The sequence below is a fragment of the Arthrobacter sp. P1_A5 genome (assembly GCF_056406825.1).
On the sequence record NZ_JBFTZL010000003.1, the window covers coordinates 24,595 to 51,090 of the forward strand.

General features: G+C 68.4%; 25 protein-coding genes and 1 riboswitch. Of the genes, 12 read left to right on the top strand and 13 right to left on the bottom strand.

Translation table 11 applies throughout. The features are described from left to right. Window positions 1–16 precede the first annotated feature (16 nt). Window positions 17–640 carry a LysE family transporter gene (locus AC1D1S_RS01665; protein WP_028275416.1) on the top strand — a complete coding sequence of 208 codons (624 nt, stop codon included), beginning with the start codon at window positions 17–19 and terminating at the stop codon, window positions 638–640. A 37-nt stretch (window positions 641–677) separates the two neighbouring features. Here AC1D1S_RS01665 and AC1D1S_RS01670 read toward each other — a convergent pair whose 3' ends face one another. Beyond that, the gene (locus tag AC1D1S_RS01670; RefSeq protein ID WP_476993571.1) at window positions 678–1,604 is read right to left on the bottom strand and encodes a PaaX family transcriptional regulator; all 927 of its coding nucleotides are present in this window, start codon (window positions 1,602–1,604) and stop codon (window positions 678–680) included. A gap of 201 nt (window positions 1,605–1,805) precedes the next feature. Here AC1D1S_RS01670 and AC1D1S_RS01675 point away from each other — a divergent pair, with 201 nt between their 5' ends. The 3 genes from AC1D1S_RS01675 to AC1D1S_RS01685 all read left to right on the top strand — a co-directional run bounded on the left by AC1D1S_RS01675 (window position 1,806) and on the right by AC1D1S_RS01685 (window position 5,544). After that, window positions 1,806–3,179 carry an MFS transporter gene (locus AC1D1S_RS01675; RefSeq protein WP_243180589.1) on the top strand — a complete coding sequence of 458 codons (1,374 nt, stop codon included), beginning with the start codon at window positions 1,806–1,808 and terminating at the stop codon, window positions 3,177–3,179. Window positions 3,180–3,334: 155 nt separating this feature from the next. Continuing rightward, window positions 3,335–5,065 carry a CocE/NonD family hydrolase gene (locus AC1D1S_RS01680; protein ID WP_476993572.1) on the top strand — a complete coding sequence of 577 codons (1,731 nt, stop codon included), beginning with the start codon at window positions 3,335–3,337 and terminating at the stop codon, window positions 5,063–5,065. Continuing rightward, entirely contained in the window at window positions 5,062–5,544 is a 483-nt protein-coding gene (locus tag AC1D1S_RS01685) for a DUF3237 domain-containing protein (RefSeq protein ID WP_476993573.1), read from the top strand. Before AC1D1S_RS01680 ends, AC1D1S_RS01685 begins: the two co-directional genes overlap by 4 nt. A 107-nt stretch (window positions 5,545–5,651) precedes the next feature. Here the strand turns inward: AC1D1S_RS01685 and AC1D1S_RS01690 are convergent, their stop codons facing one another. The 6 genes from AC1D1S_RS01690 to AC1D1S_RS01715 all read right to left on the bottom strand — a co-directional run bounded on the left by AC1D1S_RS01690 (window position 5,652) and on the right by AC1D1S_RS01715 (window position 12,362). Then, the gene (locus AC1D1S_RS01690) at window positions 5,652–7,271 is read right to left on the bottom strand and encodes an acyl-CoA synthetase (RefSeq protein WP_243180586.1); all 1,620 of its coding nucleotides are present in this window, start codon (window positions 7,269–7,271) and stop codon (window positions 5,652–5,654) included. A 42-nt stretch (window positions 7,272–7,313) separates the two neighbouring features. Further along, window positions 7,314–8,693, bottom strand: coding sequence for an MFS transporter (locus tag AC1D1S_RS01695; RefSeq protein WP_243180585.1), 1,380 nt, complete (start codon window positions 8,691–8,693; stop codon window positions 7,314–7,316). 45 nt (window positions 8,694–8,738) lie between these two features. Continuing rightward, the gene (locus AC1D1S_RS01700; protein WP_090952699.1) at window positions 8,739–9,194 is read right to left on the bottom strand and encodes a MaoC family dehydratase; all 456 of its coding nucleotides are present in this window, start codon (window positions 9,192–9,194) and stop codon (window positions 8,739–8,741) included. A gap of 85 nt (window positions 9,195–9,279) precedes the next feature. Continuing rightward, on the bottom strand, window positions 9,280–10,530 hold the full coding sequence (locus AC1D1S_RS01705; RefSeq protein WP_243180584.1) for an acyl-CoA dehydrogenase family protein: 1,251 nt from the start codon (window positions 10,528–10,530) through the stop codon (window positions 9,280–9,282). A gap of 1 nt (window position 10,531) precedes the next feature. After that, window positions 10,532–11,425, bottom strand: coding sequence for an amidohydrolase family protein (locus tag AC1D1S_RS01710; protein ID WP_243180583.1), 894 nt, complete (start codon window positions 11,423–11,425; stop codon window positions 10,532–10,534). 1 nt (window position 11,426) lies between these two features. After that, entirely contained in the window at window positions 11,427–12,362 is a 936-nt protein-coding gene (locus AC1D1S_RS01715) for an SDR family NAD(P)-dependent oxidoreductase (protein WP_243180582.1), read from the bottom strand. A 124-nt stretch (window positions 12,363–12,486) separates the two neighbouring features. On the opposite strand from AC1D1S_RS01715, the gene AC1D1S_RS01720 reads away from it, so the two are divergent. The 4 genes from AC1D1S_RS01720 (at window position 12,487) to pabB (ending at window position 16,281) form a co-directional block, all read left to right on the top strand. Beyond that, window positions 12,487–12,966, top strand: coding sequence for a MarR family winged helix-turn-helix transcriptional regulator (locus tag AC1D1S_RS01720; protein WP_028275406.1), 480 nt, complete (start codon window positions 12,487–12,489; stop codon window positions 12,964–12,966). A 49-nt stretch (window positions 12,967–13,015) separates the two neighbouring features. Further along, complete coding sequence (locus tag AC1D1S_RS01725) at window positions 13,016–13,555, top strand: NUDIX hydrolase (RefSeq protein ID WP_476993574.1); 540 nt, start codon at window positions 13,016–13,018, stop codon at window positions 13,553–13,555. Window positions 13,556–13,630: 75 nt separating this feature from the next. After that, the gene (locus tag AC1D1S_RS01730; RefSeq protein ID WP_476993575.1) at window positions 13,631–14,203 is read left to right on the top strand and encodes a low molecular weight protein-tyrosine-phosphatase; all 573 of its coding nucleotides are present in this window, start codon (window positions 13,631–13,633) and stop codon (window positions 14,201–14,203) included. Beyond that, the gene (pabB, locus tag AC1D1S_RS01735; RefSeq protein ID WP_476993576.1) at window positions 14,200–16,281 is read left to right on the top strand and encodes an aminodeoxychorismate synthase component I; all 2,082 of its coding nucleotides are present in this window, start codon (window positions 14,200–14,202) and stop codon (window positions 16,279–16,281) included. Before AC1D1S_RS01730 ends, pabB begins: the two co-directional genes overlap by 4 nt. Window positions 16,282–16,304: 23 nt before the next feature. On the opposite strand, the gene cls is transcribed toward pabB, so the two are convergent. After that, window positions 16,305–17,780 (bottom strand): cardiolipin synthase, encoded by a 1,476-nt coding sequence (cls, locus tag AC1D1S_RS01740; protein ID WP_028275402.1) that lies wholly within the window; start codon window positions 17,778–17,780, stop codon window positions 16,305–16,307. A gap of 93 nt (window positions 17,781–17,873) precedes the next feature. Here cls and AC1D1S_RS01745 point away from each other — a divergent pair, with 93 nt between their 5' ends. Continuing rightward, entirely contained in the window at window positions 17,874–18,842 is a 969-nt protein-coding gene (locus AC1D1S_RS01745) for an aminodeoxychorismate lyase (RefSeq protein ID WP_243180578.1), read from the top strand. A 6-nt stretch (window positions 18,843–18,848) separates the two neighbouring features. On the opposite strand, the gene AC1D1S_RS01750 is transcribed toward AC1D1S_RS01745, so the two are convergent. Then, window positions 18,849–19,802, bottom strand: coding sequence for an ATP-grasp domain-containing protein (locus AC1D1S_RS01750; RefSeq protein ID WP_476993577.1), 954 nt, complete (start codon window positions 19,800–19,802; stop codon window positions 18,849–18,851). Window positions 19,803–20,121: 319 nt separating this feature from the next. After that, window positions 20,122–20,235: riboswitch (SAM riboswitch) on the top strand. A gap of 12 nt (window positions 20,236–20,247) precedes the next feature. Here AC1D1S_RS01750 and AC1D1S_RS01755 point away from each other — a divergent pair. The 3 genes from AC1D1S_RS01755 to AC1D1S_RS01765 are packed head-to-tail and all read left to right on the top strand — an operon-like array spanning window position 20,248 to window position 22,181. After that, window positions 20,248–20,556, top strand: coding sequence for a DUF1737 domain-containing protein (locus AC1D1S_RS01755; RefSeq protein ID WP_243180576.1), 309 nt, complete (start codon window positions 20,248–20,250; stop codon window positions 20,554–20,556). Beyond that, the gene (locus AC1D1S_RS01760) at window positions 20,553–20,972 is read left to right on the top strand and encodes a rhodanese-like domain-containing protein (RefSeq protein WP_243180575.1); all 420 of its coding nucleotides are present in this window, start codon (window positions 20,553–20,555) and stop codon (window positions 20,970–20,972) included. The genes AC1D1S_RS01755 and AC1D1S_RS01760 overlap by 4 nt, the downstream gene beginning before the upstream one ends. After that, a complete protein-coding gene (locus AC1D1S_RS01765; RefSeq protein ID WP_028275399.1) occupies window positions 20,973–22,181 on the top strand; it encodes an O-succinylhomoserine sulfhydrylase in 1,209 nt (402 codons plus the stop codon). It begins immediately after the preceding gene. Between the two features lie 66 nt (window positions 22,182–22,247). Here the strand turns inward: AC1D1S_RS01765 and AC1D1S_RS01770 are convergent, their stop codons facing one another. Genes AC1D1S_RS01770 through AC1D1S_RS01785 form a run of 4 tightly spaced genes read right to left on the bottom strand, consistent with a single transcriptional unit; the run spans window position 22,248 to window position 26,464 of the window. Beyond that, a complete protein-coding gene (locus AC1D1S_RS01770; protein WP_243180574.1) occupies window positions 22,248–23,339 on the bottom strand; it encodes a hypothetical protein in 1,092 nt (363 codons plus the stop codon). Further along, complete coding sequence (locus AC1D1S_RS01775; protein ID WP_476993578.1) at window positions 23,336–24,631, bottom strand: glycosyltransferase family 2 protein; 1,296 nt, start codon at window positions 24,629–24,631, stop codon at window positions 23,336–23,338. The genes AC1D1S_RS01770 and AC1D1S_RS01775 overlap by 4 nt, the downstream gene beginning before the upstream one ends. Further along, a complete protein-coding gene (locus AC1D1S_RS01780; protein WP_476993590.1) occupies window positions 24,618–25,559 on the bottom strand; it encodes an ATP-grasp domain-containing protein in 942 nt (313 codons plus the stop codon). The genes AC1D1S_RS01775 and AC1D1S_RS01780 overlap by 14 nt, the downstream gene beginning before the upstream one ends. Next, a complete protein-coding gene (locus AC1D1S_RS01785; protein ID WP_476993579.1) occupies window positions 25,559–26,464 on the bottom strand; it encodes a PIG-L deacetylase family protein in 906 nt (301 codons plus the stop codon). Before AC1D1S_RS01785 ends, AC1D1S_RS01780 begins: the two co-directional genes overlap by 1 nt. Between the last annotated feature and the right edge of the window lie 32 nt (window positions 26,465–26,496).

Below are 26,496 nucleotides of genomic sequence, written 5' to 3' on the forward strand. Positions count from 1 at the left end.
ACCGTAAACTTACCTGGTGCAACCCTCCCTTTGGCTGGCCCTGGCCGGCGCCGGCGTCCTGATCAGCTTCACTCCCGGCGCGGGCGCCATCAACACCATGAGCAACTCCCTGAACTCGGGATTCCGACGGTCCCTCTGGGGCATCCTGGGCCAGCAGGCCGCCCTCGTGGTGCACATCCTGATCGTGGCGCTCGGCGTCGGGGTGCTCGTGGCGAGCTCACCGGTTGCCTTCAACGTGATCCGCTACGCCGGCGCCGCCTACCTGGTCTACCTTGGCATCCGGCAGTTCCTGCACAAACCGGACCTGGACCAGGAGAAGGCCGCGGCCCTGCGCAACGAGCCGGGCCTGTCCATGTTCCGCCGTGGCCTCTGGGTCAATCTGCTCAACCCCAAAGCCGTGGTCTTCTTCCTGGCCTTCATGCCGCAGTTCATCCGGCCGGAGCAGCCGCTGCTGCCGCAGTACGTGGTCCTGGCCGCCACCGTGATCGTGATCGACGTCCTGGTCATGTGGTTCTTCTTCGCGGCTGCGGCCCGGTCCTTCCAGCGCTTCACCCGCGACGCCCGCGGACAAAAGGTCCTGAACCGGACGTTCGGCGGGCTCTTCGTCGGCGTCGGCGTCCTCCTGGCCGCAATCCACTAGGCACCGCGGCCGCCGGCGTCCCGGCACCGGCGGCAGGTCAGAGCCCGGGCGCCACCGACAACGCCTGCGCCGTTCCCGCCAGTTCGGGAGCTTCCCGGGCCACGATTTCCTCGACGTAGGCAGTGGCAGCGTCCGCGAGTCCGTCGTAGAGGCGGACAAGGAGTTTCCTGGCCTCGGTCCGCGGCCAGGCTTCCGGCAGGAGCTCGGCGGGAAGATCACGGTCGCTCCACGGGAACGCCCGCCAGGCGTCCATCAGCTCGGTCCTGGCCCTGAAGGCCTCCGCCGGGCTGACCGTTCCGGCGTCGAGGCGTTCGGCCCAGGGCGTGAATTTTTCGGTAAACGGCCGGTATTGTTCCCTGAACTCCTGCGGTGACCACGCCTCGACGAGCCGCTTGCCGCGGAGGCTCGATTCAGCGGTGCGGAAGATGACGTAGTCGTCCACGCCGTAGCCCTTGCAGGTTTCTTCGAGTTCCTCGGCGTGGTCCCGCGGAGACACCCACAGCGCCCCGAACAGCGGCGCGAATCCGCGCCAACGCAGGCGTGAGCGGAACATTTCGCGGACATCCCGCGACGTCTCCGGAATCGAAAACGCGATGACGGTCCAGTGGCCGTCCCATTGGCGGGACTGTTCGCCGAAGACGGAGACCTGCTCGAGGCCGTGGCGGAGCCGGTTGCGCGCCCCCGGGGTGATCCGGTAGCGCGACGTTCGCCCTGCACTGGACTGTTCGAGTACGCCCCGGGACGCCAGGCGGCTCAACGCCGTCGCCGACGCCGAGGCCGTGATTCCCAGGCCCGCGGCCAGGGCGGCGATGAGCCGGGACGGCAGCCATGCCTCGCTCTTGAACCAGTAGTCAACCAGCAGGGTGAGCAGCTGGTGCTGGGTGGACGGCCCCTTCAAAGGCCGCGGAAAGTCGATGGCCAGGTCCGGGTCCATGCCGGGCAGGGAGGCCGGCCGCTCGCTCATCACGCCTCCATCATGCCAGTCACATCCGCCATCATTTTATTTTGCACTTAGATTGACGGACGCCAATTTAAGTGCATACTATTGCACCAGAGTGACGGAGGCCACAGCCGACCCCGCCCGCCCTGCTCAGCATGCGAGCCCAAGATCTTCCCCCAGCCCCACCTTCCCGCGCCATATCCCTGCCCACCTAGGAGATCCGCAATGACCGCTGGTCCCATCGTTCCGCCGACGCCGTTGACGCCGCCCGCGGACCAGGCCCGCCCCGTTTCCGCCGAGGGAACCAAACATGCCCGCCGCGCCGCCACCGCCAGCTTCATCGGCAGCACCCTGGAGTACTACGACTTCTTCATCTACGGTTCGGCATCCGCCCTGATTTTCAACAAGATCTTTTTCCCCGGCATCGATCCCGCTCTCGGCACCATCCTGTCCATGGCCACCATCGGCATCGGCTACGTCATCCGCCCCCTCGCGGCCAGCGTGATCGGCCATTTTGGCGACCGCATGGGACGGCGCCAGATGCTGGTCCTGACGCTCGTGGTGATGGGCGTGGCCACCTTCCTCATCGGCTGCCTGCCGCCGGCCTCCGTCATCGGCGCGGCCGCCCCGGTCCTCCTGGTCGTCCTGCGCGCGCTTCAGGGCGCCTCCGCGGCCGGCGAATCAGTCGGCGCCGTCACCATGACCATGGAACATGCGCCCAGCAATAAGCGGGCCTTCTACAGCAGCTGGGTCAACACCGGCGCCGTGGCCGGGATCATGCTCGCCTCCCTGGCCTTCCTGGCTGTGTCCCTCCTGCCGCAGGAGGACCTGCTCAGCTGGGGATGGCGGCTGCCGTTCCTCGCCAGCATCCTGGTGGTCGCCGTCGGGCTCTGGATCCGCCTCCGGTTGCCCGAATCCGAGGTGTTCGAAGCCGCGAAGGAAGCGGAAACCGAGGAGGAACTGCCCATCAAGGTGGTTCTCCGCGACCATTGGCGCACTATCGTCAAAGTCATCTTCTTTGGGCTCTGGAGCGTGGTGTCGTCGGTCTTCGCGGCCTTCGGGCTGGCCTACGCCACCGGAAAATTCGGGATCCCGTCCGCCGCCATGCTCGGGGTCACCATCGCCACGGCCGCCCTGGGCATCATCGCCCAGCCCTACGCCGGCATCCTCGCGGACCGGATCGGCCGCAAGCCGGTCTTCATCACCGGCAACATCATTTGCGCCGCGGCCGCCTTCGCCTACTTCTGGTCCATCAGCACCGCGTCCATCCCGCTGATCTTCGCCAGCGGCATCCTGTTCATGACCGTGGGCTACGGGATGGTCAACCCGCTGGGCCCGGCCATGACGGCCGAAATGTTCCCCACGAAGATCCGCTACTCCGGCGCCGCCACGGCCTCGCAGCTGGGGCTCGTCGTCACCGGTTTCGCGCCGGCCATCGCCGCGGCCATCGTACAGCCCGGCCCCACCGGATGGATTCCCGTGGCCGCCTTCACCGCGGCCTGCTGCCTTGCCTCGGCAGCCGTCACCGCAATCTGGGTCAAGGAAACCTACAACGTCCCCACCGAGGCGCTGGGGACCAGGGAATCCGCGAACGCTTAAATCCTGATCCCAGGACAAAAGCGGAGGGGAACGGCCGGGTGATTCTCGGCCGTTCCCCTCCCGTCGTGAACAACCCACAGCCCTCGAACAAACCACACGCCCTGAACACGCCAGTGAGGAAACCTTCCGTGACACCGAGCCCCGCGCTAAAGCCTGTGCTGATTGAACAAGACATCGAAACCCGGATGCCGGATGGCACCATCCTGCGATCCACGGTGTACCGCCCGGCGGACGGGGAACCGTGCCCGGTGCTGCTGACCAGGACGCCCTACGGCCGTGACCTCTCCGTCAACTCCGCCTACTTCAACCCCGTAACCGTCGCGGCGGCGGGCTACGTGGTCATCATGCAGGACTGCCGCGGGCGCTTCGGCTCCGACGGGGTTTTCGACCCGTCCGCCAATGAAGCGTCCGACGGCGCCGCGACCGTCGAGTGGGCCGCACTGCTGCCGTACTCCAATGGTGCCGTGGGGATGTGGGGCCGATCGTACTTCGCGGAGACCCAGTGGCGGGCGGCGTCCCTTGCCCCGAAGGGGCTCGCTGCCCTCTCCCCCGGCATTTCCGCCGGAGCCAACGCCAACAACGGTTCCCTGTACCGCGGCGGGGCCTACGAGCTCGGCAGCCGGCTGAGCTGGGGCCATGCCTCTGTCTCGGCCAGCGAGCTCCTCCGCGAATATGCGGACGACCCGGAACGGCAGGGCAAGGAATTACAGGCGTGGCTGGATCTGGACCGCTCATTTTCCGACGGCAGCGCCTTCGACACCCTGCCGCTGCGGGATCTCTCGGCACAGCTTGGCACATTCATGAACCGCCATGTCCTCCCCTCGGCCGGGGAGTCGCCGGGCAACAGCTTCACGCGCCTGTGGGACGAAGCATCCAGCAAGCCGGTGCCGTTGCCGACGCTGCACATCGGCGGCTGGTTCGATATCTTCTGCCCCAGCACCCTCTCCCAGTACTCGATGCAGCTCGAACACAGCAAAACGGGGGCCGCGCCCGCGCCCCGGCTTATCGTGGGCCCCTGGACCCACACGAACTTCTCCGCCGGCTACCCGGATGTGCACTTCGGGGTGAACGCTGCCGGGGGCATGATGAACGGCCTGGGGGATCTTTCCGGGCTCCAGACGGCCTGGTTCGATTCCGTCCTCAAGGGCGAGCCGGAGCGGCTGCGGCAGGTGCCGCCGGTCCTGCTGTACTTCATGGGCGAAAACCAGTGGCGCGGTTTTGAGGAGCTGCCTTCGCCGCGCAGCCACCGCGCCTGGTTCCTCGGCGCGGACGGGACGCTGCAGGACACGCCGGGATCCGGCGGTTCCGTCGGCTACGACTCCGACCCCCTGGACCCGGTCCCCGCCGCGGGCGGCGCCACCATGATCCACGGGGTGTACCCCGCAGGCCCGGCCGCGCAGCACGCCGTGGAGGCCCGCGCCGACGTCCTGACCTTTACGGCAGAGGCGTTCGAGGAGCCGGTCACCCTGTTCGGCGAGGTCAGCGCCACGTTCTTCGCGGCCTCCACTGCCGTGGACACAGACTTCGTGGTGCGGCTCTGCCGGGTCACTCCAGATGGGACATCCCTGGGCATTGCCGACGGCATAGTCCGCGCGTCCTGGCGGGACAGCTATGCGGGCACAGGGCTGTGGGAAGCCGGCCACGAGCCCTCCCCGATCGAACCCGGCCGGCCGTACGAATACACGGTCAGTCTCTGGCAGACGGCCTGCACCTTTGCCCCCGGCGAGCGGCTCCGCGTCCAGGTCACCTCCAGCTGCCACCCGCGCTGGGACCGGAACCTCAACACGGGCAAGCTGGCCTATGACTCCGCCGAGACACTCGTTGCCCGGCAGTCCATCCTGTTCGGCGAGGGCCACCCCAGCCGGCTGACGGCTGGAATCCTGTGACCGCGCCCTCGCCTGGAGCCCCGGAAGCACCCGGGCTGACCTTCCTTGCGGAACTCTCCGTCATCGTCGCCGAGCCGATCGACGTCGGGCCAACACCGGAAGGCCACCGGCGCGTCATCCCGATCACCGGCGGAACGGTCAGCGGGCCGGTCCTGAACGGGCGGGTCCTCCCGGGCGGCGCGGACTACCAGCTCCTCCGGAGCGCCACGCTGACGGAGCTGGACGCCCGGTACGTCCTGGAAACCGACGACGGCGAGCGGATCTTCGTGCACAACACCGCTCTCCGGCACGGCTCGGCCCGGGACATCGAGCTGTTGAACTCCGGCTCCGCCGTCGACCCTTCAAAGATCTACTTCCGCTGCTGGCCACGGCTCACCACTGCCTCCCCCGCCCTGGACTGGCTGAACACCCGCCTCATGCTCGGGTCGGGCGAACGGCGGCCCGGCCGGGTGGTCATCAGGATCTTCACGGTCGATTAGCGGCCGCCCGGCCGGCCGGGCACAGGCAGGACCGGGGCTGCTTCACCGCAGCCCCGGTCTTTCCGTGTGCTTCCTACGCTCGTGCCAAAAGCGTCCCCGCTCCCCTGTCAGACGGGGCCGGGCGCCAGCTTCCGAAGGTCCGCCTTCCGGATCTTGCCGCTCGCTGTCCGGGGCATCTCGTCCACGAAGACGACGGACTTGGGGATCTTGTACCTCGCCAGCCGGCCCTCCAGGTGGGAGCGCAGCTGTTCTTCCGTGAGCCGGGCGCCCTCCCGCAGCAGCACCACGGCCCGCGGCACCTCGCCCCATTTCTCGTCCGGCATCCCGATCACCGCGACGCTTCCGACGGCGTCGAGCTCGGCGATGGCCTGCTCCACCTCGGCCGGGTAGATGTTCTCCCCGCCGGAAATGATCATGTCCTTGAGCCGGTCGGAGATGAACACGAAACCGTCCGGGTCCTTGTAGCCCATGTCACCGGATTTGAACCAGCCGTCCGCTGTGTAGGAATCCGCGGAGGCCCCGGGCCGGTTCCAGTACTGGTGGATGACGTTGGGACCCTTGATCTGGAGCTCCCCCACCGTTGCGGGCGCAGCGGGCCCGGACGCCGGGTCGAGGGGATCGGCCACCCGGACATCGGTGAAGAAATGCGGCAGTCCGGAGGACCCGGCCTTGTCCCGGGACCTCGCCGCCGGCAGCGTGGTGGCGCCCGGGGCCGTCTCGGTCATGCCGTAGCCGTTGGAGAAGCGCAACCCCCTCCGCTCGTAGGCTTCCAGGACCCGCATCGGCACCGCGGACCCGCCGCAGGTCAGTTTGTTCAACGAGCTGAGGTCCGTGGCGTCCCAGTCCGGGTGCTCGCACAGCATCTGGTACGTCGTGGGCACCCCGCTGATGGTGGTTGCGTGGTGCTGCTGGACCAGCTCGAGCGTCCGGCGGGGATCGAACTTGGCCTCCAATATCACGGTGCCGCCTTTGAGGAGCGTGGGCAGGACGCCCATGTCCAGGGAGGCGACGTGGAACATCGGGGAGATCATGAGGGCCACGTCGGTGGAGGCAAAGTCGAAATCGACCAGAACGTTGACGCAGTTCCACGTGATGTTGCCGTGGGTCAGGAGCGCGCCTTTGGGGTTTCCGGTGGTTCCGGAGGTGTAGAGGATCATGGCGGCGTCGTCCAGGCCCACGGGCTCGTCCGGCGCCAGCGCCGCACCGGACGCAATGACGGCCTCATACGCCTCCACGGCGGTTCCCCGGCCAGCACCGCCGTTGGCCCCGCCGTCGGGAACCGTTGAATCGGGCAGCATTGAATCGGGAACTGTTTTGGCTGGCACTGTCGACTCGTCGACGACGATCCGCGAACCCACAGCGGTCTCCGCCGAGCCGCGTTCCGCAAGCACCGCGAGCGCCGCCGAATGGACCAGCAGGACAGCGCCGCTGTCCCGGAGCTGGAACTGGATCTCGGGCGGGGCAAGCCGGGTGTTCAGCGGGACGAAGACCGCCCCGGCCAGGCCGGCGGCGAAGAGGGTCTCCAGGAAGGAGGGATCGTTTTCGCCCAGGTAGGCCACCCTGTCGCCCTTGACTACGCCGCGGTCCCGGAAGGCGTTCGCGAGCCGGGCGGAACGGTCCGCGAGCTCGATGTAGCTGAGACTGCGTTCCCCGGCGATGATTGCGGTCTTGGTGCCCGACTTCGGGCGGCGCCGTTGCAGCCACGAGCCGATGCCAAAATTCTCCACGGAAAATCCTTTCTAGTTAGACGGTAGCGCCAGCGGGCCGGCTTAGGACCGGACAGCCTGCAGATCGTTGTTCTTGGGCTCTCGCGTCAGCAGGATGAAGACGATCGACACGACGGACATGATGGCCAGGTACCAGACCACGGCGGCGGTGTCCTGTCCGGAGTCCTTGAAGATCTGCGCCACGATGCCCGGCGTGAATCCCGCGCCGAGGAGCGTGGCGAGCTGGTAGCCCAGCGAGGCGCCGGTGTAGCGCGAGGTGGTGCCGAACTGCTCGGACACGAACGCTGCGAGCGGGCCGAACAGGGTGGAATGGATCATGAGGCCCACGGCGAAGGCCACGAAGATCAGCCCGATGTTGTTGGAGGACAGGAGCTGGAACATCGGTGTGAGGTAAAGGATGAAGAGCACCAGGCCGCCGACCATGACGGGCCGCCGGCCCAGCTTGTCGGAGAGCCGGCCGCCCATGATCACGAAGGCGATGGACACGAAGGAGGCGGCCGCGAAGGCGTAGAGCACGCCCTGCCGGTCCGCGCCCTTGGACACGGCGTAGGTCACGGAGAACGTGGCCAGCACCACCTGGAGGGCAAACCCGGCCGCGCCGGCCAGCATGGTGAAGATCAGAGTCTTGGGCCGGCGCAGGACCTGCAGGAGCGGAATCTCCCGGCGCGCCGACGCGCTGCCCGGCACCGTCGGCTGGGTGTTGTCCCGTTCGGCATGTTCCCGTTCGGCTTTCTCTTGTTCCAGTGCCGCCTTGAAGATGGGGCTTTCGGAGACCTTGAGCCGGACGAACATGCCGATGCCCAGCAGGACGAAGGACAGCAGGAACGGCACGCGCCAGCCCCAGGCCAGGAACTGTTCGTTGGGCAGGGCCGCGAACGCGCCCATGACCAGGGTGCCCAGCACCGCGCCGGTGGGGGCGCCGGCGTTGACGAACGAGGCCGCGAAGCCGCGCTTGCCCGATTCCGAATGCTCCAGCGCCATGAGGGCGGCGCCGCCCCACTCCCCTCCGACGGCGATGCCCTGGCAGACCCGAAGGATGACGAGCATCACGGCACCCCAGGCTCCGGCTACCGCGGCCCCGGGCACCAGTCCGATCAGGGTGGAGGCGATGCCCATGACCAGCATCGAGACAATCAGCATGTTCTTGCGTCCCAGCCGGTCGCCGAAGTGGCCGAAGATGATGCCGCCGAGGGGCCGCGCCACGTAGCCGGCGGCGAACGTCCCGTACGCGGCCACCACCCCCACCCATTCATCCGCGCCGGAGAAGAACACCTTGGGAAAGACCACCGCGGCGGCCGTGGCATAGAGCAGGAAGTCGTAATACTCGATGGTGCTGCCGAGATAGCTGGAGGCGATGACGGTCCGTGCTTCACGGCGACGCGTACCCGCGTCCATGGCCTGCAACTGCGAAATTTGGGACATCGTTGTTCCTTATGGCAGAGGGGGATGGTGAAGGGGTGTGGCGGTTTACTTGTAGAAGCGGGCGAGGAACTCGGCCACGACGGCCGGGCGTTCCTGACCTTCGATCTCGATCGTGTTGGCGACCTTGATCTGGGCGCCGCCCTTGACCTCGGTGACTTCCGCGATGGTGGCCCGCATGCGGATGCGTGAACCCACCTTGACGGGGGAGGTGAAGCGGACCTTGTCGAGGCCGTAGTTGACCTTGGTGGTGACGCCGTCGACGTCGAACAGCTCGCCCCAGAACGGGATGATGAGCGAGAGGGTGAGGAAGCCGTGGGCGATCGGGGCTCCGAAGGGGCCGTCCTTGGCGCGTTCCGGGTCCACGTGGATCCACTGGTCGTCGCCCGTGGCGTCGGCGAATTTGTTGATTTGTTCCTGGGTGATTTCGCGGTAGTCGGTGGCGCCGAGGTCGGTGCCGGCGAGGGTGAGGAGTTTGTCGAAGTCGACGACGAGGTTGGGCATCTTGGCTCCTGGAGCGGTTGGGTTTGGGTGTCCGACGACGGCGGAACGCCGTCAGCGGGTGAAGAGCGTCAGTGGGTGAAGAGCGTCAGTGGGTGAAGGCGCTGTGGCCGGTGAGGGCCCGGCCGACGATCAGGGCGTTGATCTCGTGGGTCCCCTCGTAGGAGTAGACGGCTTCGGCATCGGCATGGAACCGTGCGACGTCGGCCGCGAGCATGATGCCGTTGCCGCCCACCACTTCGCGGGCCAGCGCCACGGTCTCGCGCATCAGCAGGGAGGTCTGCATCTTGGCCAGGGCCGAGTCCTGGTCCCGGTAGATGCCCTTCTCCTGCTGTTCAGTCAGCCGGACCACCAGGGACAGCGCCGAGGTGACGTTGCCGAGCATCCGGGCGAGCTTTTCCTGGACGAGCTGGAAGGACGCGAGCGGGCGGCCGAACTGCCGGCGCCCGGAGACGTAGCGCAGCGCGGCTTCGAAAGCTCCTGCCGCGATGCCGGCTGCGATCCAGGCGACGTCCGAGCGCATGGCCCGCAGCATCGCCGCCACGTCCCGGAACGAGTTCACGTTGTGGAGCCGCCTGGCCTCGGGGACGCGGACGCCGTCGAGGGTGATGTGGGCGTTCTGCATCATCCGCAGCGCAGTCTTGCCGTGGATCTTCTCCAGGGTCACTCCGGCCGCCTCACGGTCCACGAGGAAAGCCTTGACCTGGCCGTCGGCGACGTCGCGGGCGAAGACGGCCAGGACGTCGGCCGTTGCCGCGCCGCCGATCCAGCGCTTGGCGCCGTCCAGGACCCAGGTGTCGCCGTCCGGGCCAGCCTCACACCCCTTTTCCCTGCGGGCCGTCGTCGCGAGTCCGCCGGCGATGTCGGAGCCGGATTCCGGCTCGGTCAGCGAGAAGACGCCCTTGAGCGAGAAGTCGATGACCCTGGGCATCCAGTCGGCCTGCTGTTCCGCGGAGGCGCCGACCCGGATGGCGGTCCGGAACAGCCCGGCCTGGGCCGTGTACCAGGTGGCCAGCGAGGCGTCCGTGCGGGCGAGTTCGAAGATCCGGAAGCCCTGGTAGATGCCCCGGGCAGGCGTCTGACCCGCACCCGGGACGCCGGTCAGTTCCGCCGGTTCCATGAGGTCCAGATCGATCAGCGGCCGGGCGAGCTGGTCCGGGAACTCGCCGCGCTCCCAGTAGTCGGCCAGGAGCGGGCGGGCCTGGGTGTCCAGGAACTCCCGCAGCCGCCCCAGCACTTTCCGCTCCCCGTCGGTGAGGAGGGATTCGGCGTCGTAGTAGTCGCAGACGCTGTAGAGGCGCTCCTGGGCTGTTGTCTGGGGCGCGGTTTCGACGGGCATCTCAGCCACCGAGCCCGAGCAGGCGGACGGCGTTGTGCTTGAGGATCTTGGGCCGGACCTCGTCCTTCAGCGGCAGGTCCGCGAAGGCGCCCAGCCATTTCTGCGGGGTGATGAGCGGGAAGTCGGTGCCGAACAGGACCTTGTCCTGCAGGACCGAGTTGGCCATCCGGACCAGGGACTCCGGGAAGTACTTCGGGGACCAGCCGGAGAGGTCGATGAACACGTTGGCCTTGTGCGTGGCGATCGAGTTGGCCTCGTCCTGCCACGGCACCGAGGGGTGGGCCATGATGATTTGCAGCTCCGGGAAGTCCGCGGCCACGGCGTCGAGCAGGAGCGGGTTGGAGTAGGCCAGTTTGATGCCGTATCCGCCCGGGAGCCCGGCCCCCATGCCGTTCTGTCCCGTGTGGAAGATGCCCGGCAGGCCCAGTTCCTGGAGGGTTTCCCAGAGCGGGTAGAACTGCTCGTTGGAGGGGTCGAAGCCCTGCAGGCTCGGGTGGAACTTGAACCCGCGCGCGCCGAGGTCGATTGCCTGGTGCTTGGCGCCCTGGATCGCCTCGGCGCCGGTGCGGGGGTCCACGCTCCCGAAGGGGATCAGGACGTCGTTGTTCCGCGCCGCCCCGGCAATGAGGTCCGGGATGCTGTTGGGCTCGTGCTTGAGCTGGGTCCGGGCGTCGACGGTGAAGACGACGGCGGCCATGTTCAGTTCGCGGTAGACCTCGGCGATCCGGTCCAGCGAAGGGCTGCGGTCCTCGGCCTTGAAGTACTTGGCGGAGGCCTCGGTCAGGGCCGCCGGAAGGGACTCGTGGCCGTGGCCGTCCACTTCGAGGTGGACGTGCATGTCGATCGCATCGAGTGAGGCGGCGTCGATGCCGGGTTCGTAGCGCCGGGCAGCCATCTCAGCGGACCTCGGCCGGTTCGGGCTGCAGTTCCGCCGGCAGCGGCAGGAAGTCCTCGCCCACGCTTTGCAGCTTGTCCCCGAAGAGCGCGCCGAAGTTTTCCACGAGATCCTGGTAGCCCCAGCCGCCCTCGCGGTATTCGGTGGCGGCGGCGTCGGGGTGGGTCCAGAGTTGCAGCCGGTCACCGCCCGCTCCGATTGCCTGGCCGGTGACGCCGGCGGCAGCGTCGGAGGCCAGGAAGGCCACCAGCCCGGCGACGTCGCCGGCCGTGCCAAACCCGAGGTCGTGGCGGAAGAAGGCCGGCATCGCCTCGCCGCGTTCGTCGGCCTCGACGGCCTTCTGGAAGTACGGGACGGTCTTGGTCATGGCGGTGGCGGCCACGGGAATGACGGCGTTGGCGGTGACGCCGGCCTTCTTCATTTCCAGCGCCCAGGTGCGGACCATGCCCACGATTCCGGCCTTCGCGGCGGCATAGTTGGTCTGTCCGAAGTTGCCGCGCTGGCCCGTCGGGGAGCCGATGGTGATGATGCGGCCGGGAATGCCGTGCTCCTTGAAGTAGCCGAAGGCCTCCCGGGCGCAGGTGAAGGTGCCGCGCAGGTGGACGTTGATCACGGCGTCGAAGTCCTCGTCCGTCATCTTCAGCAGGCTCTTGTCCCGCAGGATGCCGGCGTTGGTGACCAGGATGTCCAGCCGGCCGAACTCGGTGACGGCTGCCTGCACGAGCCTCTTGGCGACGTCGGAGCTGCCCACCGGGGCGACGACGGCGGCTGCGCGGCCGCCGTCGGACTGAATCGTCCGGACAGCGTCGGCGGCGACCTCGGCGTCCACATCGTTGACGACGACCGCGGCGCCCTGGCGGGCCAGTTCCCGGGCGTAGGCCAGGCCGAGGCCCCGTCCGCTTCCGGTGACGATTGCTACTTTTCCTGACAGGCTCATTGCCGCTCCTTTGCTAGCTGCCTTGTGCATCCGGCCCCGCGGCGTGGGATGCTGTTCTGTATCCATGAAAATATGGATAGTTGAAAAAGTCAACGATTTATTTTTTGGACTATTGGAGTTGGGCATGGCGACCGAAGTTGACGACGGGCCGGGCACCGAGCCTGCGGAGAAGCTCACGGCGGCAACCATCAGCCTGGACGCGGGCTTCCTGCTGGCCAAGCTGCATGCCGGCGGGTCGGTCCTGAACAACCGCGCCCTGGCCGCGTTCGACCTCAAGGAGCGCTCCTACTCGGTGCTCGCCCTGGCCAACAGCGGGCTGGAACCAACCCAGCGGGAGATGGCCGAGTTCCTCAGCCTGGACCCGAGCCAGATTGTCGCCCTGATCGACGAGCTGGAGAAGCGCGGGCTGGTGATCCGGGCGCCCGGGAAGCTGGACCGGCGCGCCAAGATTGTTTCCTCGACCCCGGAGGGGGAAGCCCTCTTCCGGCGGGCCGAGGCCGCGGCGCGGGACGCAGAATCCGCCGCCCTGGCCGGCCTCAGCGCCCCGGAGATCGCGACACTCAAGGGGTTGCTCCGCAAGGCACTGTGGGGGCCGGCAGCCTGATCGCGGCCGCTCAAGCACTGAGGGAATACCCTTGGGGCAGGAGGGAGCCATGACCGTTCGCAGCGCAGGCCTTCTGCTGTACCGGCTAAGGAGTGCGTCCCCGCCCGGCGGGGCGCCGCCATCCGGCAGCGCACCGCAGCTCGAGCTCTGGATAGCCCACATGGGCGGCCCGTTCTGGGCCCGCAAGGACGCCCGCGGCTGGTCCATCCCCAAGGGAGAATACCTCGCCGACGAGGACCCCCTGGCGGCCGCGCACCGCGAGTTCGCGGAGGAAATCGGCACACCGGCACCCGCCGCCGAGTACCATCGGCTCGGCGACTTCCGCCAGCCCTCCGGCAAGATCATCACGGTCTTCACGGCGGAAGCGGACTTCCAGCCCGAACGCATCGTGAGCAACACCTTCGAGCTGGAGTGGCCGAGGGGATCGGGCACAATCGGAAGCTTCCCCGAGATCGACCGCGCGGATTGGACCGCCGAGCCCGCAGCCCGGTCCAGGCTGGTCAAGGGCCAGCTGCCGGTCCTCGACGCGCTGGTCCGGCACCTTGGACTTGACCCGGCCGAACCCGCGCCCGGGCATGACAATAAGTAAAAGTCAGTTGACATCTTTTGTAATACTTCGCGGGGGCCAGCTAGCCAAGAGGCCCGGGATCGTTCATGCTTAGCTATGACCTCAATGTCGAGCCAGTACCGGATCATCGCGGTCTGCACCGGAAACATCTGCCGGTCCCCGATGGCGGAACTTATGCTGGCGGAGGCATTCCGGGCCGAGCGCCTCACGGGGGCCGTGGTCGATTCCGCCGGCACCACCGCGTATGAGGCGGGCCGGCCGATCGATCCCCGGGCAGCGCGCAAACTCACGGCGCAGAACATCGCTTCGGACCGCCACGTGGCGCGCGAATGGCGGCCCGAATGGTTCGCGAGCCGGGATCTGATCCTGGCCCTCGACGTCGACCACTACGGCTGGCTCCGGCAGGCAGCACCGGACCGGGACTCTCTGGCCAAGATCCGCATGCTCCGCAGCTTCGACCCCGCCGTGGCGGACGAGGACCCGCTGGAGCAGGGCATCGAGGACCCGTGGTACGGCGGCCACACCGACTTCGACACCACCTGGAACCTCATCCGGGCCTCCCTTCCGGGGATTGTGCAGCACGTACGCATCGAGCTTGAGCGGCAGGACGGGCAACATCACGGCAGTGATCAACCCAATGCACAGCAGCCGGTACGCTCTATTTCATGAGCCCCGCACCCGTCATCATCGCAATCGACGGGCGCTCCGGCTCCGGCAAGACCACCCTGGCCATCGAACTGGCGGCGCGGTTGAGGGAGCACCACAAGGTCTCGCTCTTCCACCTCGAGGACATCTATCCCGGCTGGAACGGGCTGGCGGCGGGGATCGAACGCTACGTCACCACCGTGCTTTCGCCCTTGCGGCGCGGGGAGAACGCGGAATGGGTCAGCTGGGACTGGGCACGGCACTACGACGGCGAGACCCGCACCACACGCCCGGCCGAAATCGTCCTGGTGGAGGGCGTCGGTGCCGCCGCGGCGGCCGCAGTGCCCCTGCTGGACGCCGTGATCTGGGCGGACTCCTCCGACGCGGACCGCCGGGCCCGGGCGCTGGCCCGGGACGGCGACACCTACGAACCGTTTTGGGACCAGTGGGCTGCGCAGGAAGCGGAGTGGCTGGCGGCCGATGACGTCCCGTCCCGCGCGGATGTGCACGTGCTCAACCTGGCGGACGGCACCGCCCCGGACGACGTCCTGCAGGCCCTTCAGTACCTTCCCGCCGTCGCCCCCGCCCTGCTGCCCGAACTCGCCGCCCGGCGCGGGCTGCAGTTGCTGGCAGAACGGGTCGAGGCCCGGCCCGAGGCCGGGCAGCTGTTTGCGTCGCTCTTTGGCGGTTCACCCAACGCCGTGTGGCTCGACTCCTCCCTGGACCCGGCAGGACTGGCCCCGGAGGCCGCGGAGCGGAGCCGCTTCAGCATTCTGGCCGACGACGGCGGCCGCTTCGGCCAGGCCGTCCGGCACAGTTCCGGACTGACCCGCGTCAGCACGGGCCAGGCCACCGTGACCACCGATGGCCCGTTCTTCCGCTGGCTCGACGGCGTGTGGGGCCGCCGCGCGCTCCGCGCACCCGAGGCCTACCCGTGCGAGTTCACCCTGGGCTGGCTCGGGTACCTCGGCTACGAGCTCAAGCGCGAAACCGGCGGGAGCGACGTCACCGCCGCCACCCCGGACGCCTGCCTGATCTTCGCCGGCCGTGCCGTGGTCCTCGACCATGCCGAGGGCACAGCCTGGCTGCTGACCCTGGACGCACCCGACGCCGGGGACTGGCTTGAAACGGCACGCACGGCCGTCACCGCGGCCGCGCCGGCGCACGTGGCCGCGCACGCCTCCCCGGCCCAGCGCGCCAGTGCCCCGCAAACCACCGCCCCGCAACCCACCGCCCCGCGCTTCGCCGCCCGGGACACGGAAGCCGGCTACAAGGCGAAGGTCACCGAGGCCCAGCGTGAGATCGCGGAAGGAAACACCTACGAGGTTTGCCTGACCACCGTGCTCACGGCTGCCTCGCCCGCGGGGTCTCAGGGCGTGGATCCGTGGCCGGCCTACCTGGACCTGCGGCGCCGGAACCCGGCCCCGTTCGCCAGCTTCCTGCGGTTCGGCGGGCTCGCCGTGGCGAGCACGTCGCCGGAGCGGTTCCTGCAGATTGCCGCGGACGGCAGGATGCGGGCCGAGCCGATCAAGGGCACGCGCCGCCGGGACACGGACCCAGGGACGGATGCCGCGCTGCGCGAGGAACTGGAATCTTCGGCCAAGGACCGGGCGGAAAACATCATGATCGTGGACCTGTTGCGCAACGACTTGAGCCATTTTGCCGTCCCGGGTTCGGTGGCCGTCAGCCGGCTGTGCGCGATCGAGAGCTACGCCACCGTGCACCAAATGGTGAGCACCATCGATGCCCGGCTGCGGCCCGGGATGCCGCGGGCCGAGGCAGTCGCGGCCTGTTTCCCCGCGGGTTCGATGACCGGCGCCCCGAAGGTCAGCACCATGGCCATCCTGGACCGGCTGGAGGCCGCGCCGCGCGGCGTGTACTCCGGGGCGATCGGCTACTTCTCCCTGAACGGGGCCGCCGACCTCGCCGTGGCAATCCGGACCCTCGTCGTCAGCGCCCTCGGCGAGGGTGCCGCGGAACTGAGTCTCGGCGTCGGCGGCGCTGTCACCGCCGACTCGACCCCGCAGGAGGAGTACGAGGAAATCCGGACCAAAGCGTTCGGTGTCCTCTCGGCGCTCGGCGCCGGGTTTCCCACGGGCTGAGTCGGCTGTCCCGCCGCCCCCGGCTACTGCAGGGTGGCCGTCAGCCGCGCGACGTTGTCCACGTATTTGACGCCCATCGGACGTTTCATCCAGTCCTCGAGCGTAAGTTCGCGCGAAATGCCCCGGTAGGTGTCCTCCACGGCGCTGATCCGCCGCACGATGTCCTCCCCCAGGAGCATCACCGAGACCTCCAGGTTCAGCGAGAAGGAGCGCATGTCCATGTTGCTGGAACCCAGCACGGCAACGTCGTCGTCGATCGTGAAGTGCTTGGCGTGCAGCACGAAGGGGGCCTTGTAGAGGTAGATCCGCACCCCGGCTTCAAGCAGCGCCTCATAGTAGGACTGCTGGGCGTGGTGGACCAGGAACTGGTCGCCCTTTTCCGAGACGAAGAGTTCGACGTCGACGCCGCGCTGCGCCGCCGTCGTCACCGCATACAGCAGCGAGTCATCCGGGACGAAGTACGGGCTGCAGATCGAGATCTTGCGCTGAGCCGAGTAAATCAGCGTGTTGAAGAGCCGCAGATTGTTTTCGGTGATGAAGCCGGGGCCGCTGGGCACCACCTGGGCGGTGATGTTGCCGGCGTGCAGTTCGGGCCGGTGCGCGAGCTGTTCCTCAATGGATTCGTCGGTCTCGCTGAGCCAGTCCGTGGCGAAGACGACGTTGAGCGTGGTGACGATCGGTCCACGCAGGCAGGCCATCAGCTCGACCCATTCGCGGCCGATCTTTCGGTGCTTGGGGTTGTTGTAGGAGGGCTCGATCAGGTTCTGCGATCCGGTGAAGGCGATCTCGCCGTCGATCACCATGATCTTGCGGTGGTTGCGCAGGTCCGGTCGGCGCCACTGCCCCTGCAGCGGGCTGAGCGGCAGCATGGGCCGCCAGCGGATCTTGCTGGCCTTGAGCCGGGCGATCAGCTTGCGATAGCCCTTGATGCGAAGCGTGCCAAGGTGATCGAACAGGACACGGACCTCGACGCCGCGCTCGGCGGCCTCTTCCAGCGCGGTCAGCAGATCGTCCGTGACGTGGTCCGAGCTCATGATGTAGAACTCGGCGTTGACGAAGGACTTTGCGCCGCGGACCGCCGCGGCCATCGCCTTGATGGAGTCGGGGTAGCCGGGCAGCAGCTCCACTTGGTTACCGTCCACCATCGGCAGCGAGCCCAGCGTCTTGTTCAGTTCCGCGGCGGAAGCCACCCATTCGGGTCCGGCGTAGCGGCTTTCCAGCATCGCCAGTTCCGAGGTCCCGGCGCGCACTCGGGTATTGACCGCGTCCTGCTGCGCGCGGCGCTTGCGGGAGAGCCGGAAGTTGCCGAACAGCAGGAACAGGAGCAGGCCGATGGTCGGCACGATGAAGATGCCCAGCAGCCACGCCATCGCGGTGGTGGGCCGCCGGTTTCCGGGGATGATGCCCAGTGCCAGCACTCGGATGGCGAAGTCGATCACCGTCAAAATCAGAATCGCCCAGGACGGTAAAGTCTCCGCCAGCGGAAATGGCCACAGCACAGGCGAACCCCTCAACGTACAAGCCACGCGGAACAGTTCCGAACGGGCAGTGCCCAAATCCTATCCCGGGACCACCGAGACTAAGCTTTAGCCATGACCACTCCTGCCCCTGTTCCTGCGCCCGCGACCGTTCTGGTCTTCCTCGACCCGGCGTTCGACGGCGGCCGCGTTGCCGACGCGTCGCAGCCCCAGCTGATGGCCACGGACCTGGGCGCCACCCGGGGCGACGGCGTTTTCGAATCCCTCCTGGCCGTCGGCGGCCGGCCCCGCAAGATCCAGGCGCACCTGACCCGGCTGGCTGGCTCGGCCCGGCTTCTGGAGCTGGACATCCCCGCCGAGGATGCATGGCGACGGGCGGTGGAAACCGCCATCCGCGAGTTCCGCGGGCAGGAACCCGCCGCGGCTGCACCGGGCGGCGCGGCGCAGGACGAGGTGGTGGTGAAGCTGATTGTCACCCGCGGGCCGGAGGGCGCGGCTGCCCCCACGTGCTGGGTCCAGGCCTCCGCCCCGGCCGCCGCGGGACGGCGGCAGCGCGAGACCGGGATCGACGTCATCCTGCTCGACCGCGGCTACGACAGTGAAGTCGGCGAGCGCGCCCCGTGGCTCCTGCTCGGCGCCAAGACCCTTTCCTACGCCGTGAACATGGCGGCGCTGCGCTACGCCCACCGGCAGGGCGCCGACGACGTCATCTTCACGTCCGCGGACGGCAGGGTGCTGGAGGGTCCGACGTCGACCGTTCTGCTGGCCCACCTGGAAACTTCGGACGACGGCGCCGGCGGAGTCCGCACCGTCCGGCGGCTCATCACGCCCCAGCTGGACAGCGGCATCCTGCCCGGCACGTCACAGGGCGCCCTGTTCACCGCCGCCAAGGCCGCCGGCTGGGAGCTGGGCTACGGCCCGCTGGAGCCGAAGGACCTGCTGGACGCCGACGCGGTCTGGCTGATCTCCAGCATCCGGCTCCTGGCCCCGGTGAACCACATCGACGGGCAGGAAATCGGCACCCCGGAACTCCGGCGCCAGCTCACGGCCGAACTCAACGCCCTCTTCGCGACCATCGAATAGGAACGCTCACCCCAGGGCGTCCGCGGGCACTGCCGGGCACCGGCGGAACGAGGCCGGGTTGAACGCCGGGAGCATGAACGTTGCGAGCACGGCGTCGAGCATTTCCGGGGCCCAGGTGCTGTTCTCCCCCAGGGTCGCGCAGACACCCAGCACCACGGGCGTTCCGTCGGTGCGGCGGCGGATCTGGACCTGGACCGGCCCGGCCAGCCCGAGCGTGCGGACGGCGGCCAGGCCCAGCTTGCGCACATCCCCGGCCTGGTTCGCCGGCACCCTGCGGCTGACCTCGTCGCTGCCGGCGCGTCCATACGGAGTCCTGGTCTTCTCGAGGACCACCGCCACCGGCGCCATCGCGTTGCGTGCCGGGGTGCCGAACACCAGGCACACATAGTCGGCACCCGGGATAAATTCCTGGACCAGTTGCCCCGCCGGCATGTTCTTCCAGCTAACGGAGCCGGTTCCGGCCAGCAGGTGGACACCATGGGAGCCTTTGAAGACCCGAGGCTTGACCACCACGGGGCCGCTGAGGCCGGCGAGGGATGCCGGCGCGGCGGCGAGGTCGCCCGGAACCGCGAACCGGGGCACCGGGATGCCGGCGGCTTGCAGCGCCCAGGTGGTGAACAGGTGGTCGTTGGCGAGAGCCACCGCGGCGGGGTCGGCCACGATGATCCGCACGTCCTGGGCGAATCCGGCGCGGGCCGCGGCCAGGACCGGGAGCTCCACGGTGAGGGTCGGAATGATGACGTTGATGGCTTCGCGGTCCACCACCCGGCGCAGGTCCAGGACCATGTCCGGGTTCGTCGCCGGCAGGAGCCTGACCGCGGCGGCGGGAGCCTCCCCGGCCTGGCGGGTGTCGGCGCGGGCGTCGGAGCCGAGGTACGGGAGGCCCCGGGCTTCGAGCTGGGCCGCGACGGCCCGTCCGGCGGCGCTTGTAATCCCGGTAACGAGTATGCGCGGGCCCACGATTGCTCCATTCCGCCGTCACCGGCCGGACCGCGGCTGCGGCTCCGACCGTTCCAGCCACCGATTCCCAGACAGCTTGTTGATGGACAGGCGAGTCGATTCCGGGACTGCTCGATTCACACATTGCTCGAATCACCTGCAGCTCCGGCCGACTCGTCGGACCTAATCCCCCCCAGTAGACGGCGAAACGTCCCGGCAGACACGAGTGGGCTGTACCCGAAACTGGAGCCCGCCACTACTCGCCCGGGCCGCGGTCCGGTTACGGAACATGACGACGGCGGCGGTGCGGGCCGGCGTCGCAGGTGTTACGTTTTTGGGGAGTAATGAGAACCGGTGCCAAGCCCTGACTGGCCGGTCGGCAACCCTCCCTTTCGCGGCGGGGTGCCTCAGGTGAATACTCGGCATTCGAGAATTCGAGCTGCAAGCGTGAAAGAGGAGATCCGTCGTGCCCGAGACGTCAATACCCACAACAGCCACACCCGGTTCAGCACCCGGCGCGGAGAGGCTGGCTTACCGCCTGTTCACCGGCGCGGATGACCGCGCCTTTTGCGAGCGGGTGTCAGCCGCCCTGGCCGAGGGCTACGTGCTGCATGGAAGCCCCGCCGCCAGCTTCAACGGAAGCACCGTGATCGTGGCGCAGGCGCTGGTCCTGCCGGCCGCGATTGCCAGTGCGGACGCCGCCGTGGCCAATGCGGTTGATGAGCTCGACGCCGACGAATTTGGCGCCGACGGAGCCTTCGCGGGCCACGCATGAGCTACGCCGGAGACCTCAGCCCGCAGGAGGCGTGGGCCAAGCTGGAGGCCGGAGCCATCCTGGTGGATGTCCGGACCGAAGGCGAATGGGCCCACATCGGCATCCCGGACACCGCGGCCGCGGGCGAGAGCCGCAACGATCCGCTCTTCATCCAGTGGAACCTTGCCGGCGGCACGCCGAACCCGCACTTCGTGGAACAGCTAAGGCAGCAGGCGCCGGCGGACACCGCCGTCGAACTGGTGTTCCTTTGCCGTTCCGGTGCCCGGTCGATCGGCGCCGCGACGGCCGCGACGGCCGCCGGCTACACCTCGTACAACGTCCTTGAGGGCTTCGAAGGCGAGACCGACCGCTTTGGCGAACGCACCGTCAATGGCTGGAAGAACCGCGGCCTGCCCACCAACCTCGGAAAGATCTAAGTGACTTTCAATCCCGACGCCGCCGGCTGGGCGGCCGACACCCAGGCTGTCCGTGGCGGCCTTGACCGCACCGGCTTCCAGGAGACCACCGAGCCGATCTTCCTCAACTCAGGATTCGTCTACGAGTCCGCGGCCGCCGCCGAGCGCGCCTTCACCGGGGAGGACGAGCGCTTCGTCTACTCCCGCTACGGCAACCCCTCCGTCGCCACCTTCCAGGAGCGGCTGCGGCTGCTCGAGGGAACGGAGGCGTGTTTCGCGACGGCGTCCGGCATGTCCGCCGTCTTCACCGCCCTGGGCGCGCTGCTGGCGGCCGGCGACCGGGTGGTCGCGGCCCGCTCGCTGTTTGGCTCGTGCTTCGTGATCCTCAACGAAATCCTGCCGCGCTGGGGTGTCGAGACGGTCTTCGTAGACGGTCCGGACCTGGAGCAGTGGCAGTCCGCGCTGTCCGTGCCGACCACCGCGGTGTTCTTCGAGTCGCCGTCGAACCCGATGCAGGAAATCGTGGACATCGCCGCCGTGAGCAAACTGGCGCACGCGGCCGGCGCCACGGTGGTGGTTGACAACGTCTTCGCCACCCCGCTGCTCCAGCGCTGCGGCGACCTCGGCGCGGACGTGGTGGTCTACTCCGGCACCAAGCACATCGACGGCCAGGGCCGCGTCCTGGGCGGAGCCATCCTGGGCACCAAGGAATTCATCGACGGGCCCGTCAAGCAGCTCATGCGGCACACCGGTCCGGCGCTTTCGGCGTTCAACGCCTGGGTGCTCACCAAGGGCCTGGAGACCATGGCCCTGCGCGTCAACCATTCCTCGGCCTCCGCGCTGCGGCTGGCCGAATGGCTCGAGGGACAGCCTGCGGTCGGCTGGGTAAAGTACCCGCTGCTGCCGTCCCACCCGCAGTACCCGCTCGCAGTGCAGCAGATGAAGGCCGGCGGGACCGTGCTCACCCTGGAACTGCAGCCCTCCCCCGGGCGCACGGCGAAGCAGGCCGCGTTCGCACTCCTGGACGCGCTGCGGATCATCGACATCTCCAACAACCTGGGCGATGCCAAGACGCTTATCACGCACCCGGCCACCACCACGCACCGCGCGATGGGCCCGGAAGGCCGCGCGGCGATCGGGCTCAGCGACGGCGTGGTCCGGCTTTCGGTGGGGTTGGAGGACGTCGAGGACCTGATCCGCGACCTCGGCCAGGCGCTCAAGCAGGTCTAGGCACTCAAGCAGGTCCAGGCCCTCAAGCAGGTCCAGGCCCTCAAGCAGGTCCGGGGCCATGGCCGCTCAGGCCCAGGCCGCCTTGAGCGCCCGCCAGGCGGCGTCGTCGAGCATGCTGGATGGTGTGACGGCGACGGCGGCCGCCCCGCCGGAGACAGACGCCTCCAGCCCGGCCGCCAGGTCCGCGGCGGAGATGCGCCCGTCCTGGGCCCACATCCCGACCGAGATGGCGAACTTCCCGGACCGCTTGGCCATGGCCGCGGCCAGCTCGGCGGAGTAGGCCGGAGCGGCGTCGTTGAGCCCGAAGTAGTCCCACAAGACCAGCCGGTCCGCGGCCGCGGCGAGCAGCCCGTAGTCATGGCCGCTCTCCGGCCGGTCGGCGGCGGGATCGTGCCACGGCGCCCGGACGTCCATGTCGAGCGTGGCGCCGTTCGCGTGCGCGGCCGCCGCCGCCTTGGCCACGATGGCTGCCACCGCCTTCGACCGCCAGGCCCCGAGGCCGGGGTGTTCGACGTCGATGGCCCCGTTCGCGAGCCGCGGCCAGTCCGTCCCGCCGCTGGCCAGCCGGTAGGAGTCGCGGTCGTCGCCGCCGTAGGTGTTGTTATCGAACATCAGTTCCGTCAAGGCCACGGCGTCCGGCTGGTACCGCCTGGTCACCTCGGCCACGAAGGCGACCAGCCGCTCCCCGACGGGTCCCGTCGTGAGTGCGCTGACGCTGGCGAACTCCGTGGAGCGGGTGCCGTCGAAGTTGATGCCGGCCAGGCCCGGGTTGGTGCGGATCCAGCCGGGGATCAGCAGGTCGATGGTCAGTGTGATCCTGCGTTTCCTGCCATCACCGCCGGTCCCCAGCGCCTTGACCGCTTCGGCGACGTGGTCACGGCCCGGGACGGCCTCCACCTCGGGGTGGGCGTCCCAAGGGAACGCCGTCCAGTCCAGCCGCCCCACGCTGATGGTGACGCTGTTGGCGTTGACCTCATCGAGCCGTCTGGCCAGTTCCGGCAGCGTCGAGGCGGCGTCGACCACAGTTTCGTAGCCGACGCCGACAGTGCGCTCCGCGGCGGGCGCCGTGGGTCCCTGCGGGCCGCCGCACCCAGTGGCGGCAAGCGCCAGCACCGACAGGAGCGCAAGGGCAGGGAAGGCAGCCGGTCCGCGTTTCAAACGCTGACGTCCGGGCGCACCGCCGGGGCGGTGACGCTGACCACCCCGGTCCGCGTCAGCTTGTTCCAGTGCGCCTCCTTGCCGCGGAGTTCCTGCACCAGCGCGGTCACCATGGTCAGGCTCGTAAACACGGAATAGAGGGGGATGAGCGGGAGCGCCCAGGCGTGCCGCAGGTCCTTCCACGCCCTGTTCATGGCCAGGGCAAACACCGTGAGCAGCAACGTGATGAACAGCCCCACCCAGCCAAGGATTGCCCAGACGTCCGCGCCGAACGGACTGCGGCCCAGCGCCGTGAGGAAGACCAGATCCACGAGTACCAGGATCTGGAGCACCGGGAGCACCACCATGGTGATGGTGTTGAACAGCAGGTACGCGCCGAACTGTCCGTGCCGGAGGTTGCCGATCATGCGCTTGTGCACACCCATGGTCTGCAGCAGCCCGCGGGCCCAGCGGACGCGCTGGCGCCAGAGCGCCCGGACCGTTGACGGCGACTCGGCATAGACCAGCGCCCGCGGGGCGAAGACCACCCGGTAGCCTGCCTTGTGCACCCGCCAGGTGAGTTCCAGGTCCTCGCCTACCGTGTCTTCGCGGAACGGCCCGATCTCCTCCAGGATCCGGCGGGGGAACGCCCCAATGTTGCCGGAGACGATCGGGAGGCAGCCGATCATGGTCAGGGCGCGCCTGACCATCCCGGTGCCGACATGGCTGATGAAGGCCAGCATCCGGGTCTGGACCCGGTCCAGGTTTACCGGCCTGTCGTCGCCGCACACGGCTCCGGTGCGCTGGTCTGTGAAACCCTGGAGCATCCGCTTGACGGTGTTCTGGGAGAAGATCCCGTCAGCGTCGACAAACATGAGGACCTCGCCCGTGGCGTGGCGGATGCCCAGGTTCAGGGCGGCCCCCTTGCCGGCATTGGCCTGGGTCAGGACCGTGATCCGGGGATCCGTCGCGGCGAGCGCGCGCATCAGCCCGGCCGTGTTGTCAGTGGAGCCGTCATCCACGAGCACCACCTCGTACCGGTCGTACAGGGTGAGCTGAATGGAGCGGACGCAGTTTTCGATGACGGTCGCCTCGTTGAAAGCCGGGACAATGATCGACACGCTGGGCCGCTCATCCAGCAGGGTGGGCGTTGCGCGGCGGCGGCGGCGCCCCGCACGGAGTTCAAACCAGACGGACAGCGGCAGCACGAGCAGCTTCACGAGCCCGAACACCAGAATCGGCAGGCCGATGACGAGCAGGAGGTACTCGGCCCCGGGGACGGCTGATGCGGAGGCGGAACTAAACCAGGACATTGGCGTACGCTCCTGTGCTTTGCCTGAAGGAGGCCGGGTTGAAGGAGGGAAGGGCAAACGACGCCAGCACGGCGTCGAGCAGTTCCGGGGCCCGCCCGCTGTTCGCGCCGAACCGTGCGTTCACTTCAAGGACCACCGGGGTCCCGTCGGCACGCCGGCGGACATCGACGTCGACCGGGCCCGTGAGGCCCAGCGAGCGGACGGCCGCCATCGCCAGATTTCCGACGTCCGTGGCCTCGCCGGCTTCGGCGCGGCGGGTGCTCACGGCGTTGCCCACGCTGCCCTGCGCCAGTTCGGTCTTCTCCACGACGACGACGAACGGTGCGGCCCCGTTGTGCGCCGGGGTGCCGAAGACCATCGGGCCGTATTCGGTGCCCGGGATGAACTCCTGGACAATCAGGCCTTCCGGCAGGCCGTGCCAGTCCACCTGTTTGCTGCCGTCGATGACCATCACGCCGCGTCCGCCGCGGGAGACCCGCGGCTTGAGAACTATGGGGCCGCCGAGCGCGGCCATGGCGGCACCGGCATTGGCGAAGTCCCTGGGCACGCCGAATCTCGGCACGGGGACCCCGGCGGTCTGCAGCTGCCAGGCCGTGAAGAGCTTGTCGTTGGCGAGAGCCACCGGACCGGGATCGCCGATGATGACCCGGACGTCGGTCCCGAAGGCGGCACGGTACCCCGCAAGCTGCGGGAGTTCCTCACTCACCGTGGGGATGACCAGGTTGATGCCCTCCTGGACGACAAGCCGGCGCAGAGCCGAGACCATGTCCGGGTCCGAGGCTGGGGGCACCGGGACGACGGTAAGGCCCGCCCCGGCGGGCAGTTCGCGGATGTCCGTGCCCAGGACGGGAACGCCACGGGACTTCAGCTGGGCCGCTACGGCGCGGCCCGCGGGGCCTCCGGCGCCGGTGACCAGCACGCGGGGCATCACAGCTTTTCCATTTCCGTGCTCAGGAGACGGACGGGTTCGTAGGCTTCGGCGACCCGGCGCCTCGCCTGCCCGCCGCGGAACGAGGCGATGCCGCGGACCCGCTCGGGCGTCATATACGGCTTGGCGAGCTGGTCGCTGTGCATCCTCACGGCCTGGACCTTGGCGTCAAGGTAGTCGTCGATGTCAATGAAGACGCTCGGGCTGAAGTCCCGCGTTGCCGACGGGCTTTCATAGCAGAGGATTGAGTGGTGCTGGCGGGCGGCCCGCAGCGTCGCCATGTGGACGGCCTGATGGTCCTGGTGCTGGTCGTGGTTGGAATGCGTGAGGATGATGTCCGGGTTGTAGCGGGCGATGGCGGCTTCAATGACACCCACCATTTCCTGGCTGTGCCGGAACAGGTCCGTGTCTGTGAAGTTGTAGTGGGTCATTCCGGTCAGGCCCATGAACGCCGCGCCGCGCCGCGCGTCGAGGGAGCGTTCCAGGGGATCCCCTCCACGGGTGCCATCGCTCATGACGAGCCCCTGCACCTCGTGTCCGGAGTCTACGAACTTCGCCAGGGTACCGCCGCAAGCAAGTTCAAGGTCGTCGGGGTGGGCGCCGATGGCCAGAACTCTGCGCGGCTGGGGGGCCGGGGCCCCCCCGGTGCGAAGGGCCGTCAAAGCAACGCCCAGGGACGCGAGCCCGCCAAGGGTAAACGTGAGGTCGGCAGTCCGCCACAACTCGGGCGCCTCGAGGAAAACGCTGGCCAGATTTGCCACCAGCAGCGTTGAGCCGGCAAGAAGGCAAATCCTGCGAAGCAGTTCGGGACGGCGCAGGCGGCGGTGGAACCAGGACCGGCCAAGGGCGGCGGCGGCCACAAAAGTAATCAGGAAAACGATGAGCAAGACATAAATCGAGACCATATGAATTCAATTCCTATGTTGTTCGGCACCCC

What these genes read in the sequence shown, in the direction of transcription:
- AC1D1S_RS01670 (WP_476993571.1), bottom strand. Translation starts at nt 1,604, where the DNA reads ATGAGCGAGCGGCCGGCCTCCCTGCCCGGCATGGACCCGGACCTGGCC.
- AC1D1S_RS01675 (WP_243180589.1), top strand. Translation starts at nt 1,806, where the DNA reads ATGACCGCTGGTCCCATCGTTCCGCCGACGCCGTTGACGCCGCCCGCG.
- AC1D1S_RS01695 (WP_243180585.1), bottom strand. Translation starts at nt 8,693, where the DNA reads ATGTCCCAAATTTCGCAGTTGCAGGCCATGGACGCGGGTACGCGTCGC.
- AC1D1S_RS01700 (WP_090952699.1), bottom strand. Translation starts at nt 9,194, where the DNA reads ATGCCCAACCTCGTCGTCGACTTCGACAAACTCCTCACCCTCGCCGGC.
- AC1D1S_RS01705 (WP_243180584.1), bottom strand. Translation starts at nt 10,530, where the DNA reads ATGCCCGTCGAAACCGCGCCCCAGACAACAGCCCAGGAGCGCCTCTAC.
- AC1D1S_RS01710 (WP_243180583.1), bottom strand. Translation starts at nt 11,425, where the DNA reads ATGGCTGCCCGGCGCTACGAACCCGGCATCGACGCCGCCTCACTCGAT.
- AC1D1S_RS01715 (WP_243180582.1), bottom strand. Translation starts at nt 12,362, where the DNA reads ATGAGCCTGTCAGGAAAAGTAGCAATCGTCACCGGAAGCGGACGGGGC.
- AC1D1S_RS01720 (WP_028275406.1), top strand. Translation starts at nt 12,487, where the DNA reads ATGGCGACCGAAGTTGACGACGGGCCGGGCACCGAGCCTGCGGAGAAG.
- AC1D1S_RS01725 (WP_476993574.1), top strand. Translation starts at nt 13,016, where the DNA reads ATGACCGTTCGCAGCGCAGGCCTTCTGCTGTACCGGCTAAGGAGTGCG.
- AC1D1S_RS01730 (WP_476993575.1), top strand. Translation starts at nt 13,631, where the DNA reads ATGACCTCAATGTCGAGCCAGTACCGGATCATCGCGGTCTGCACCGGA.
- pabB (WP_476993576.1), top strand. Translation starts at nt 14,200, where the DNA reads ATGAGCCCCGCACCCGTCATCATCGCAATCGACGGGCGCTCCGGCTCC.
- AC1D1S_RS01745 (WP_243180578.1), top strand. Translation starts at nt 17,874, where the DNA reads ATGACCACTCCTGCCCCTGTTCCTGCGCCCGCGACCGTTCTGGTCTTC.
- AC1D1S_RS01760 (WP_243180575.1), top strand. Translation starts at nt 20,553, where the DNA reads ATGAGCTACGCCGGAGACCTCAGCCCGCAGGAGGCGTGGGCCAAGCTG.
- AC1D1S_RS01775 (WP_476993578.1), bottom strand. Translation starts at nt 24,631, where the DNA reads ATGTCCTGGTTTAGTTCCGCCTCCGCATCAGCCGTCCCCGGGGCCGAG.
- AC1D1S_RS01780 (WP_476993590.1), bottom strand. Translation starts at nt 25,559, where the DNA reads ATGCCCCGCGTGCTGGTCACCGGCGCCGGAGGCCCCGCGGGCCGCGCC.
- AC1D1S_RS01785 (WP_476993579.1), bottom strand. Translation starts at nt 26,464, where the DNA reads ATGGTCTCGATTTATGTCTTGCTCATCGTTTTCCTGATTACTTTTGTG.